The sequence below is a fragment of the Mycobacterium barrassiae genome, from assembly GCF_025822765.1.
GTDB lineage: Bacteria > Actinomycetota > Actinomycetes > Mycobacteriales > Mycobacteriaceae > Mycobacterium > Mycobacterium barrassiae.
The window spans coordinates 16,850-29,742 of the sequence record NZ_JACKUK010000038.1 but is presented as its reverse complement, the minus strand read 5'-3'; the positions used below and the strand labels follow the sequence as shown (position 1 = coordinate 29,742).

Annotated in this window: 7 protein-coding genes; 2 read left to right on the top strand and 5 right to left on the bottom strand. The window is 67.2% G+C overall.

Annotated features, from left to right (window positions below):
• Position 1 precedes the first annotated feature (1 nt).
• Both H7J93_RS25235 and H7J93_RS25230 read left to right on the top strand, forming a co-directional pair.
• Entirely contained in the window at positions 2 to 1,477 is a 1,476-nt protein-coding gene (locus tag H7J93_RS25235) for a DHA2 family efflux MFS transporter permease subunit (RefSeq protein ID WP_308204961.1), read from the top strand.
• Positions 1,474 to 2,229: a dihydrofolate reductase family protein gene (locus H7J93_RS25230; protein WP_267309029.1), complete on the top strand. Its 756-nt coding sequence runs from the start codon at positions 1,474 to 1,476 to the stop codon at positions 2,227 to 2,229. Before H7J93_RS25235 ends, H7J93_RS25230 begins: the two co-directional genes overlap by 4 nt.
• Here H7J93_RS25230 and H7J93_RS25225 read toward each other — a convergent pair.
• The 5 genes from H7J93_RS25225 to H7J93_RS25205 all read right to left on the bottom strand — a co-directional run bounded on the left by H7J93_RS25225 (position 2,226) and on the right by H7J93_RS25205 (position 12,857).
• Positions 2,226 to 3,776: an acyl-CoA carboxylase subunit beta gene (locus H7J93_RS25225; RefSeq protein WP_267309028.1), complete on the bottom strand. Its 1,551-nt coding sequence runs from the start codon at positions 3,774 to 3,776 to the stop codon at positions 2,226 to 2,228. The two genes, H7J93_RS25230 and H7J93_RS25225, sit on opposite strands and share 4 nt — an antisense overlap.
• Positions 3,773 to 9,211 carry a polyketide synthase Pks13 gene (gene pks13, locus H7J93_RS25220; RefSeq protein ID WP_267309027.1) on the bottom strand — a complete coding sequence of 1,813 codons (5,439 nt, stop codon included), beginning with the start codon at positions 9,209 to 9,211 and terminating at the stop codon, positions 3,773 to 3,775. The genes H7J93_RS25225 and pks13 overlap by 4 nt, the downstream gene beginning before the upstream one ends.
• An 18-nt stretch (positions 9,212 to 9,229) precedes the next feature.
• Complete coding sequence (gene fadD32, locus H7J93_RS25215) at positions 9,230 to 11,119, bottom strand: long-chain-fatty-acid--AMP ligase FadD32 (protein ID WP_267309026.1); 1,890 nt, start codon at positions 11,117 to 11,119, stop codon at positions 9,230 to 9,232.
• A gap of 175 nt (positions 11,120 to 11,294) precedes the next feature.
• Complete coding sequence (gene culp6 / locus H7J93_RS25210; RefSeq protein ID WP_267309025.1) at positions 11,295 to 12,305, bottom strand: carboxylesterase Culp6; 1,011 nt, start codon at positions 12,303 to 12,305, stop codon at positions 11,295 to 11,297.
• Between the two features lie 54 nt (positions 12,306 to 12,359).
• Positions 12,360 to 12,857, bottom strand: coding sequence for a DUF732 domain-containing protein (locus H7J93_RS25205; protein ID WP_267309024.1), 498 nt, complete (start codon positions 12,855 to 12,857; stop codon positions 12,360 to 12,362).
• Positions 12,858 to 12,893 lie beyond the last annotated feature (36 nt).

The following is a 12,893-nucleotide window of genomic DNA, read 5'->3' as shown; positions in this document are numbered from 1 at the left end:
GATGCGCACGCCGGCGGAGGTGACTGGCCAACGTCCGTTCCGTGCGTTGTGGGCGATGATGCTCGGCTTCTTCCTGATCGTCGTCGACTCGACGATCGTTCCGGTGGCGAACCCGGCGATCAAAGCGCAGTTCGGCGCCAGCTACCACGCGGTCATCTGGGTGACGAGCGCCTATCTGCTGTCTTTTGCCGTGTTCCTGCTCGTGGGCGGTCGCTTGGGGGATCGCTTCGGGCCGAAGAACCTGTATCTGGTCGGGTTGGCGCTCTTCACGCTGTCATCGCTGTGGTGCGGGCTGGCCGACTCCATCGGTCTGCTCGTCGGCGGACGCGTTGCACAAGGTATCGGCGCCGCACTGCTCACGCCGCAGACGTTTTCGTTGGTCACCCGCACGTTTCCTCCGCAGCGCCGCGGCGTCGCAATGAGTCTCTGGGGCGCCACCGCCGCAGTCGGGTTGTTCGTCGGCCCCTTGGCCGGCGGCCTGCTCGTGGACGCGCTGGGCTGGCGATGGATCTTCCTGATCACCGTCCCGATCGGTGCGGCCGGACTCGCCTGGGCGCTGTGGCTGATTCCCACCCTGCCCACGCAGCGGCATCGCCTCGACATGCTGGGCGTGATGTTGTCGGGCGCAGGCATCTTCCTGATCGTGTACGGATTGCAGGAGGGTGAGCACCGCGAGTGGGCGCTACAGGTTTGGGCGACGCTCGCCGCGGGACTCGGACTGCTCGTCGGATTCGTTGTCTGGCAGTCGATTCAGCGCAGGGAACCGCTCATTCCGCTCACGTTGTTCCGGCATCGTGACTTCACCCTTGCCAATGCGGGTATCGCACTGACCAGCTTCGCCGTCATCGCTGCCGTCGTCCCGCTGATGTTCTACCTACAAGAGATTCGTGGACTGTCCGCCACCCGCGCGGCGTTGGCGACGACGACGATGGCGGTCGCGACCGGCGTGCTGGCCCCGATCGTCGGCAGACTCGTCGACCGCGTCCATCCGCGGGCCATCGTCGGCCCGGGCTTCACCATGCTGACGATCGCGCTGGTCTGGCTTTCGCTGGAGATGACGCCTGACACCCCTGTCTGGCGACTGATGCTGCCGCTGACGATGATGGGTGCTGCCGGTGCCTTTACCTGGGAACCGTTGGCGGTCATCGCATCTCGGACACTGCCGGATGATCTTGCGGGTGCGGGTTCTGCGGTCTACAACACCCTTCGGCAGCTCGGCGCAGTGCTCGGCAGCGCGGGCATCGCGGCGCTGATGATCTCACTGATGGGCCACGAGCCCGACGAGCATGCGGCGACGCGACTACCGGACGTGCTCAAAGCACCGTTCGCCGACGCCATGTCCGACTCGATGCTCCTGCCGGCCGCCGCGGCCGCATTGGGGGCGATCACGACGCTCTTCTTGGTAGGTCGGCCTTCTGTGATCCACGCGGCGGCGCCGACAGTCCGACACAAACGGAACGTGGGGGTAGCGTCATGACTGCTGTTGCGGGGCCATCACATTCGACGCTGCACGAGGCGGAGACCCTCAGCGACGACGCCTTGCGCGACCTACTCGCCTACCCCGATAGCCTGCGCCAGCCGCGGCTGCGCGCCAACTTCATCGCGAGCATCGACGGTGCGATGACGCTCGACGGGTCGGGCAGAAAGCTCGGGACGCCGACGGACCGGCGGGTGTTCACACGATTGCGCGAGGTGGCCGACGTGATCCTCGTCGGCGCCGTCACGGCAACGGCGAAGCCCTACACCGATATCCAGCTCGACACGGATGCGCAAGCCTGGCGGCTGGCGCACGGCCTTTCGACTGTCCTGCCCGTCGCGGTGGTATCGAGCCGAGCGGTGATCCCGCCACAGCTGCTACACAACGCCGTGGCACCGCCCATCGTGTTCGTCTCCGCGACGGCGAACGCTGCGAGTCGGCGCGCGCTCGCCGAGTCCGGTGCATGTGTCAGAGAACTCGTCGGTGGACAGATCCGTGCTGCCGCATTGAAAGACGCGCTCGCCGAGTTGGGTCTCAACCGCGTGCTCGTCGAGGGCGGGCCCACCCTGTTCTCACGGCTGGTGTCGGACGATGCGATCGACGAACTGTGCATCACCACCAGCCCGATGATGGTCGCCGGACCGGCTCGCCGCATCGCGTCCTCGGTCGAGCACGTGGCGATTCGTATGCAGCGCAGAGGGATACTGCTCGGCGACGACGGGACCGTCATCGTCCGATGGGTTCGACCCTAGATCGGCGTCAAGCCGTGTTTGCGCTGTACCCGGTCGATCTGCTTGTCGCGCAGCAGCCGCATCGACTTGCGTAGCAACAGCCGGGTCTCGTGCGGCTGGATCACCGCGTCGATGAACCCGCGCTCGGCGGCGATCCACGGGGTGGCCATGTTCAGGTTGTAGCCCTCGATGAAGTCCTGCCGGATCTTCTGCACCTCGGGCGCGGTCGGATCCGGGAAGCGCTTCACCAGCAGCTGCGCCGCCCCCTCGGCGCCGATCACCGCGATGCGCGCAGTCGGCCAGGCGAAGTTCAGGTCGGCGGAGAGCTGCTTGGACCCCATCACCGCGTACGCGCCGCCGTAGGACTTGCGGATGGTGATCGTCACCTTCGGCACATCGGCCTCGACGACGGCGTTGAGGAAGCGGCCGCCACGTTTGATGATGCCGCCCTTCTCCTGTTGGACACCGGGCATGAAGCCCGGGGTGTCGACGACGAAGACCAGCGGCAGGTTGTAGGAGTCACAGAACCGGATGAACCGGGCCGCCTTGTCGGAGGCTTCGTTGTCGATGGCGCCCGACAGATGCATGGGCTGGTTCGCGAGCACCCCGACGGGCCGGCCATCGATGCGGGCGAAGGCCGTGATCATCGCCTGGCCCTGCTGCTCCGCGACATCGAAGACGTCACCGTCGTCGAAGATGCGCAGCAGGATCTCGTGCATGTCGTAGGCCATGTTGTCGCTGTCCGGCACGATCGAGTCGAGCTCGTAGTCGTGCGGCGTCAGCTCCGGTTCGAGGCCGGGGTTGACGATCGGCGGATCGTCGAAGGTGTTGGCGGGCAGGAAGCTGAGGTAGTCGCGGACGTACTGGAACGCCGCGGCCTCGTCCTCGACGACCTGATGGATGTTGCCGTACCGGGCCTGCGCGTCGGCGCCGCCGAGTTCGTCGAGGCTGACGTCCTCACCGGTGACGTCCTTGATGACGTCGGGACCGGTGACGAACATGTAGCCCTGGTCGCGCACCGCCACCACCAGGTCGGTCTGGATCGGCGAATAGACCGCTCCGCCAGCGCATTTGCCGAGGATGATGGAGATCTCCGGAACGAGGCCACGCAACAGCTCGTGACGACGGCCCAGTTCGGCGTACCACGCCAGCGACGTGACCGCGTCCTGAATCCGCGCGCCCGCGGAGTCGTTGATGCCGATGATCGGGCAGCCGACCATCGCCACCCACTCCATCAAGCGGGCGACCTTGCGGCCGAACATCTCGCCGACCGAACCCTGGAACACCGTCTGGTCGTGGCTGAAGACGCCGACCGGCCTGCCGTTGATCCTGGCGTGACCGGTGACCACCCCGTCGCCGAACAGTGCTTCCGGATCGCCGGGAGTCTTGCACAGCGCACCGATCTCGAGGAAGCTGCCCGGATCGACCAGGGCGTGGATGCGCGCGCGGGCGCTGGGGATGCCCTTGCGCTCGCGCTTGGCGACCGCCTTCTCACCACCGGGTTCCTTCGCCAGCTCCAGCTTCTCGTGAAGTTCGGAGAGCAGTTCGGCAGTGGTCTTGTTGGTCACTTCGCCTGCTTCTCCTCTTCGCCCTGAGTGGCCTCGATGCGGTTCAGCGCCTCGCTCATGTGTGCGCCGACCTTCGCAATGTACGGCTCGTCGATCGCCTGGATGTGCTCACCCCCGATGGGCACCACTTCCAGCTCGGACACGAACTCACCCCAGCCGCCGTCCGGCTTGCGGGTGGCGTATGCGGGCTCGAAGTAGATCGCGTCGTCGTGGTAGCGGTCGGCCATGTACAGCGTGACCTTCCCGTCGTACGGCTTGATCTCGGCGAGGTCGATGGCCCGCTGGTCCAGGTACGAGGTGCGCTGGTGCTCGATGATGCCGCCGGGGATCTGCACCCCACTCTGGCTCACGACGTCCAACACGAACTTCACCTGGCCCTCGTCGTCGAGCGCCTCCAGCTCCTCGTAGGGGATCTCGGGGACCTCGACGTTGAAGGTGCGCTCCGCGAACCGCGCGTAGCGATCCCAGCGCTTACGGGTCTCCTCCTTGGTCTGCAGGATCGGCTCACCCGGCCGCACGGCGTCGATCAGGCCGACGAACCGGACGTCGGCGCCCGCCTCCTTGAGCCCGATCGCGCAGGCGTACGCCAGCACACCGCCCAGCGACCAGCCCGCAAGCACGAACGGCTTGTCGGGGTTGAGTTCCAGCAGCTTCGGCACGTACTCGCGGGCCCGCTCCTCGATCGAGCCCTCGACCCGCTCGAAGCCGTACATCGGAGTGCTCGCGGGCAGGCGCTTGAGCAACGGCTCGTACACCACCGTCGAACCGCCTGCAGCGTGGAACACGAATACCGGAACCTGCTCGGAGCCGTCCTGCGGCGCGCGCAGCGTCCGTACGAAGCCGTCGACCTTGCCGCCCTCGAGGTAATCGCGGACCGTGGTCGCCAGCGCCTCGATGTTCTTCGCGGCACGGACGTCGTCGGCGGTGATGGTGCCCTCGTCGACGCGTTCGGTGAGGCGTTCGGCGATCTTGGTCGCGGTGGCGTCGTCGACCTCGGGCAGGTCGTTGAAGATGCCGCCCGGCGACTTGCCGGTCACGATCGCCCACGTCGCGAACGTCACCCGCTCGGCGGCGTCGCGCGGCGGCACGTCGGAACCGAGCGCCTCGGTGACGGCCTCCTGGGTCAGCACCTTGGACGCGGCGGCCACCGTCGACTCCGACGGTCCGGTCGCGGCCGGGCCGCGGGGATCGGTCGGCGGGGGCGGGATGTCCGGGCCTGCCGGGTTGGTCGGCGGCGGCGGGGTCCCCGGCCCCGACGGGTCCGTCGGCGGCGGTGGAATGTCGGCCGCGGTGGCGGTACCCGCGCTGGTGACCTCGGTCGCCACGCTGTCCGCAGCCTTCTCGGCCAGCGCCTCTTCGAGCTCGGCGACCGTCGTCGCACCGCCCATCAGCTCCGCCTGCTCGGCGGCGATCTCCTCGGCGGTCATCGTCTTCTGATGCTCGGCGAGCTGGTCGACCTCGTCGCGGTGCTCGATCGCGTACTGGATCAGCTTCTCGACGGCGTACAGGTTCGCGTCACGCACCGCAGTCAACTGGATCGGCGGCAGGTCGAAGTCGTACTCGACACGGTTCTTGATCCGCACGGCCATCAGCGAGTCCAGGCCCAGCTCGATGAGCGGCACCTCCCACGGCAGGTCCTCTGGCTCGTAGCCCATCGCACCGCCGACGATCGCACCAAGTCGCTGACCGATGGTCTCGCCGCTGTCCGGCGACCACTTGGCGAAGCCGGCACCGAGGTTCGCGCCCTGGGTCAGGTTGTCCTGCAGGATCTCCGCGTCATCCGTCTGCTCCTCGACGGTCGGCTCGGCCGAAACCTGTTCGGCGACAGCCACTCCGGTCGCGACGGCGGTGGGCAATCCGGCGACGGCACCGCCACGGCTGACGACGGCGTCGTAGACCAGCGTGAACGACTCGTCGATGCGCGCGTGCACCTGAACGCTGGCACCGCCGGGATGGCGGGTCAGCGTGGTCACCAGGCGGGCACCCTCGCCGGGCACCGCTCGCTGTTCGGAGGCGACCAGCTTCGCATCCGGAAGCACCTGCGCCGCAGCGGCTTTCACCAGTGCGGAGAGATCGGCCTGGCCCTTCGGAACGAATTCCCACACGTGCCTGCCGTCGGGCATCGCGACGTGGTTGCCCGGCATCATCACCGAGCCGTCGCCGGTGAACCGTGCCTCGAGCCAGTGCGGCTTGCGGCGGAAACGGGTGGGCGGGATGTTCGCGTAACCCGTCTCCGGGTCGTCGGCCCTGGGGAACAGGGTGCGGAAGTCCAGGTCGTGCCCGTAGACGTACAGCTGCGCCATCGCGGTGGTCATCGAGTCGACTTCGTCCTGCTTGCGCGCCAACGTCGCAATCAGCTGCGCGTCGTGCAGGCCGGCGTCGGCGGTGGTCAGCCCCACCTGCATCAGTGCCACCGGATTCGGTGCCAGCTCGAGGAAAGTCGTGTGCCCGTTGTCCACGGCGTTGCGGATGCCCTGGGTGAAGTGGACGCTGTGGCGCAGCCCCTTCTTCCAGTACTCCACGTCGTGAATCGGTTCCCCGCCGGGCCTGAGGTAGCTGCCCTCGTGCACCGTCGAGAAGTAACCGATGGTCAGCGGGCGGGGTTCGATGCCCTGCAACTCCGCGGCGAGTTCACCCAGCAGCGGGTCCATCTGCGACGTGTGGCTGGCGCCCTTGGTCTGGAACTTGCGCGCGAACTTCCCCTCCGACTCGGCGCGCGCGATGATCGCGTCCACCTGGTCGGGCGGACCGCCGATGACGGTCTGGGTCGGTGCGGCGTACACGCAGACCTCGAGATCCTTGAAGTCGGCGAACACCGTCTCGATCTCGTCGATCGAGTACTCGACGAGCGCCATCAGACGGATGTACTCGCCGAACAGCATGGCCTCGCCCTCACCCATCAGGTGGGCGCGCGAGCAGATGGTGCGGGCGGCGTCGGCGAGCGACAGGCCGCCGGAGAAGTACGCCGCGGCTGCCTCGCCGAGCGACTGGCCCACCACTGCAGCGGGTTTCGCGCCGTGCGCCTTGAGCAGCTCGCCGAGCGCGATCTGGATCGCGAAGATGACGGTCTGCGTGGTCTCGATGCCGTAGTCCTGCGAATCGTCGAGGATCAGCTCGACGATCGAATAGCCGAGCTCGTCCTGCACGTGGGCGTCGACCTTGTTGATCCACTCGGCGAACGTCTCGTTGCGCAGGTACAGGCTCTTGCCCATCTTGCGGTGCTGGGCACCGAAACCGGCCAGCACCCAAACGGGTCCATTGGCGACGGGACCGTCGGCGGAGAAGACGCTGGGGTGCTGCTTACCCTCGGCGATCGCGCGCATGCCCTTGATGGCCTCGTCGTGATCGCGGGCGAGCACGACCGCGCGGGACCGGCCGTGGTTGCGGCGCGAGAGCGCGCGGCCGATCGATTCCAGCGACGACGCCCGACCTTCCGGACTGTCGATCCAGTCGGCGAGCTCGGCGGCCGTGGCCTTCTTGCGCGACGTCAGGAATCCCGAGACAGCAAGCGGCACAAGCGGTGTGGGCTGTTCAGCGGACTCGAGCTCCTCGCGCGCGATCTCCAACAGGCGCTTGGCCTCGTCGGTCAGGCCGGGCAACTCAGGCTCGTCGTCGTCATACGCGGCGGTGTCGGCGCTGTACTCCGATGCGTGGTCATCATCGTCGTCGTCGATGAACTCGCCGTACTCGTCCATCCGGACGCCGCCGACGTACACGACGTTCGCCTCGGACGACCCAGCATCGGCGTCCTCATCCTGCTTCGGTTCAGGCTCGGGCTCGACGAGGTCGGTGGGCAGCACCTCGCGCAGCACGAGGTGTGCGTTGGCGCCGCCGAAGCCGAAACCGGAGACGCCGGTGATGGCGTGCCCGCTGTAGCGGGGCCAGTCGGTGACGGTGTCGGCGACCTTCAGATGTATCGCGTCGAAGTCGATGTACGGGTTGGGCCCGGTGTAGTTGATCGACGGCGGGATCTTGTCGTTCTTCAGCGCGAGCGCCATCTTGGCGAGGCTCGCCGCCCCCGCGGCCGACTCCAGGTGTCCCACATTGGATTTCACCGCGCCGAGGAGTGCCGGCTTGTCGGCGGGACGGCCCTTGCCGACCACTCGACCGAGCGCGTCGGCCTCGATCGGGTCACCGAGGATGGTTCCGGTGCCGTGCGCCTCGATGTAGTCGACGTCGCGGGGGTTGATGCCGGCGTCCTTGTAGGCCTTGCGCAGCACGTCGGCCTGAGCGTCGGGGTTCGGCGCGAGCATGCCGTTGGACCGACCGTCGTGGTTGACCGCGCTGCCGGCGATGATCGCGTAGATTTCATCGCCGTCGCGCCGGGCGTCGGCGAGCCGCTTGAGCACCAGCGCACCGCCACCCTCCGCACGGGAGTAGCCGTCGGCGTCCTGGGAGAACGACTTGATGCGGCCGTCGGGCGCGAGCACGCCGCCGACCTCGTCGAAGCCGACCGTCACCAACGGGGTGATCAGCGCGTTGACCCCGCCGACGATCGCGACGTCGGCCTCGCCTGACCGCAGCGCCTTGACGCCCTGATGTGCGGCGACCAGCGAGCTCGAGCAGGCCGTGTCGACGGTCACCGACGGTCCGCGGAAGTCGAAGAAGTAGGACACCCGGTTGGCGATGATCGAACTCGAGTTTCCGGTGATCGCGTACGGGTGGGTGACGCTGGGATCCGAGAGCGCCAGGTTCTGGTAGTCGGCGTTCGACGAGCCCATGAAGACCCCGACCGCCTCGCCGCGCAGGCTCGACGCCGGGATGTGCGCGTTTTCCAGTGCCTCCCAGGTCAATTCGAGCGCCATCCGCTGCTGCGGATCGATGTTGTCGGCTTCCATCTTCGACAGCGCGAAGAACTCGGCGTCGAAGCCCTTGATGTCGGACAGGTAGCCGCCGCGCGTGCGGGCCTTGGCCACACGCTCGGCGATCCGCGGCTCGCCGAGGAATTCCTCCCAGCGTCCCTCCGGCAGATCGGTGATGGCGTCGCGGCCCTCGAGCAGCGCCTGCCACATCTCGCCGGGGGTGTTCATATCGCCCGGCAAGCGAGTGGCGATGCCGACGATCGCGATGTTGAAGGCGTCCTCGTCGACGTCGCGCGACCAGTCCTCGCCCTCCGACCCGTCGTCGACTTCCGGCTCGCCCTCGACGATCACCGTGGCGAGCGCCTCGATGGTCGGATGCCGGAACGCCATGGTGGCCGTCACGGTGACCCCGGTGTAATCCTCGATGTCGCTGGCCATCGCGACCGCATCGCGGGAGGCCATGCCCAACTCGATGAGCGGCGCGTTCTCGTTGATCGCGTCGGGCGACTGACCGGTGGCGTTGGCCACCCAGTTGCGCATCCACTCGCGAAGCTCGGGAACCGTCACATCCGTGCGCGGAGCCGGGGCGGTCGAGGTCTCGGGTTGCTGCGAATCGTCCTGTGTGTCAGCCATATTCAAAGGTGTTCGCCGTCAGTCTTTTTCGTCGGGGAAATCGTTGGCGATCTTGCCGCTGCGCAGGCTGCCGTCCAGGTAGGCGGCACGGCAGGCGCGGCGGCCGATCTTGCCGCTGGACGTCCGCGGAATCGCACCGGCGGCGGTCAGCAGCACGTCGCGCACGGTGACGCCGTGGCGCACCGCGATGGCGGCGCGGATGTCGTCGACGATCGGACCCATCTCGAGCTTGTGCGCACCCGGCGCACGCTCGCCGACGATCACCAACTGCTCCGAGGTGTCGTCCGGATCGCGTTTGAGCCCGGAGTGGGCGTTCTCGAACACCTCGTCGGGCAGCTGGTTGGCGGGCACCGAGAACGCCGCGACGAATCCGGTGCGCAGCGCCTTCGTCGCCTCCTGCGCGGAGTACTCGAGGTCCTGCGGATAGTGGTTGCGGCCGTCGATGATCACCAGATCCTTGGTGCGACCGGTGATGAACAGCTCGCCATCGTGGTAAGCGCCGAGGTCACCGGTGCGCACCCAAGTGGCGTCGTCGGTGGCGCCCTCGGCGTGCGAAGGGTTGGTCCGCGACTTGAGGATGTTATGAAAAGTTTCGGCGGTCTCGTCCTCTTTGTTCCAGTAGCCGGTGCCCATGTTCTGGCCGCTGATCCAGACCTCGCCGATCTGGCCGTCGGGCAGCTCCGAAGCCGTTTCGGGATCGACGATCACGGCCCATTCGGCGACGCCGACCTTGCCGGCGCCCGCCTGCGCGACGGCGGTGGGTGAGTCGTCGGGAACCTCGACGAACCTGCCGGTGTTCAACGCCTCGCGGTCGACGGACACGATCCTCGGATGGTCACCCATCGGGGTGGTCGACACGAACAGCGTCGCCTCGGCCAGACCGTACGACGGCTTGATGGCCTGCGGCTTGAACCCGTACGGCGCGAACGCCTCGTTGAACCTGCGCACGGTGGCCGCCGAAATCGGCTCGCTGCCGTTGAGGATGCACTTCACGACGGACAGGTCCAGCGGCGGCTCGCCCTCCTTGGGCACCGCGCGCGCCGCGGCGTGATCGAACGCGAAGTTGGGCGCCACCGAGATCACGCCGCCGGTGTCGTCGGGCTTGCGCGACATCTCACGGATCCAGCGGCCGGGCCGGCGGACGAACGCCGCGGGCGTCATAAAGGTGAAGTAGTAACCGACCATGGGCGCCAGCAGGGCGGTGATCAAGCCCATGTCGTGGAAGAACGGCAGCCACGACAGACCGCGGTCGCCCTCCTCACCATCGAGTGCCTCGATGACCTGGACGACGTTGGTGGCCAGGTTCAGGTGAGTGATCTGCACACCGGTCGGGATGCGCGTCGATCCGGACGTGTACTGCAGGTAGGCGATGGTGTCGTGCTCGACCTCCACCGGCTGCCAGGTCGCGCCGACCTCGACGGGCACAGCGTCGACGGCGATGACACGGGGACGCTCCTTGGCCGGTCGGCTGCGGAAGAACTTGCGCACTCCCTCGGCAGCGTCGGTCGTGGTCAGGATCGCCGACGGCTCGCAGTCGTCGAGCACCGCGTGCAGACGTCCGACGTGACCCGGCTCCGACGGGTCGAACAACGGCACCGCGATGCGACCCGAATAAAGCGCACCGAACATCGCGACCACGTACTCGAGGTTCTGCGGGCAGAGGATCGCGACGCGGTCACCCGGTTGGGTGACCTGCTGCAGCCGGGCGCCGACCGCGCGGTTGCGGGCACCGAAGTCCGCCCAGTGGAGATCGCGGGCCACCCCGTCACGTTCGACGGAGAAGTCGAGGAACCGGTAGGCGAGCTTGTCACCGCGTACCTTGGCCCATTTCTCGACGTGCTTGACCAGGCTGCCGTTGTCGGGGAACTTGATCAGTCCGTCTTTCAGGAACGGGTTGTGAAACCCCATTCTCACTCTCCTGTCGAAAGCGTCGTCGTGCGAAGCCGTTAGTCACAATTGCGCAGGCGCGGACCGGCGCCAGGCCAATACCCTGCGCGTTTCGGCTCCGCGTCGCTCACCGCTCTTAGTTTTCTCTTAATGTTAGGCGACCTGCGGACGCTGTCCAAATCTCAGCGGTTACAGGTCAGCCATGTTTTGGGTGCGGAGCGTTATTGATCACACTCTGCGCCCAACCCAGTGTCCACTGCGGTGCCGAGGCACCATCAAGATTCCAGAACTGCGGCGTGTTGTACATCGCGTGGATCGGCTGGCCCGCGCCGCCGCTGAGCACTTCGAGCGTCTTCGGCAGCTGGACGATGTTGAAGGCCGACTCGGGCGCTGAACAGATCAGGTCACCGGACGCACATATTTCATATGTGCGGTTGTTGAGCATCCCGAAGCCGCCAGGCCGCGGTCCGGTCATGTCGAGGCCGAGCTCGCCCAGCATCGGCACCTCGTCCAGGGTGATCTCCGCGCCGTGCCCGGGCGCATTGGGCCCGACCTCCTGACCGACACCGGGCTGGCGACGACCGTCGGCGATCAACGCGACCCCGAGCACCAGATCTTCGTCGACGGGACCGCGGCCGTTGCCGATGTCACTGGCGACATCGCCGGCGATCACCGCGCCCTGAGAGAAACCGACAAGCACATAGCTGGTCAGCGGACACCGGTTGTTCATGTCCGTCATGGCCCGCACCGTCGCGTCGAACCCTTCGGCACGGCTCTGGTTGTAGGACATCTGCTTGTCGGCGGCGAACGGGTTATGGAACTGCGCGGTGTAGGGCACCGTGTAGATCTCGAGCCGGCTGTTGTCGAACTGCTGACGAAGCGGGTTGGTGACGTTGAGCAGCAGTGCGATCGGGAACTGGGTCGGGTTGTACGGGTCGAGCTGGGGTGAGGACTCCCAGGTGCCGGGGACCGAGATCAGCTGCACGTCGGGGCAACTCGCGTCCTGGAACTCCGGGCGCGGCTTCTTGGTCGTCGGCGGTATGCCTACCGGCGGAGTCGCCGTGGGCGGGACCGCACCCGGTGGGGTTTCCGGCGACCGCTGCCAAACCCAGACCAACACCACGACCAACACCACGACAAGGGAGACCGCCACCGCTGCGATGAGACCCAGGATGCGGTGCCGTTTGCGCCGGTTGGTCTTGGGCATGGGGTTTCTCGTACTCCTTGCGTGCGTTGGTCGGTGTGCTCGGCGCCGCGACTGCTAGCAGAGTCGCTCGGTCGCGATGCGAATGTACTCGGCGGTGGCGGAGTCGACGTCGCCTGTCGATGGTGCCACCGAGGACAGGCGGCCGTCGCGGACGTCGCTTCGCACAAGTGGCAGCACGAAATCCCACACCGCCTGATCGTTCTGCCTGGCGGCCCGGGCCTGACACACGTAGGACCCGATCGACAGCGCGGCGAGGTCGCTGGACGGCTTCACGCCCGAGGCCCGCAGCGCGTCGAGATACTCACGCTGTTGGGGCGTCACCACGAGTGCGTTCGACTGCCCGTGGAGTTGGGCCGGTCCCGGCGCCGCGCTCGCCTCGCCGTGCGCGATCGCCGTCTCGGAGGTGGGCATGCCCATCGTGGCCATCATGTCCGCACCGGAACATCCCGTCAGCAACGCCGGGGCTGAGGCCACCAACAGCGTCGACGCCGAGGTTGCCAACCATCCGGGGAGCGGCGCTGAGGCGACCCATTGCCGTACCGAGCGTTGCACGAAGTCCAAGGTACCGGCTGATACCCAAGGAGAACC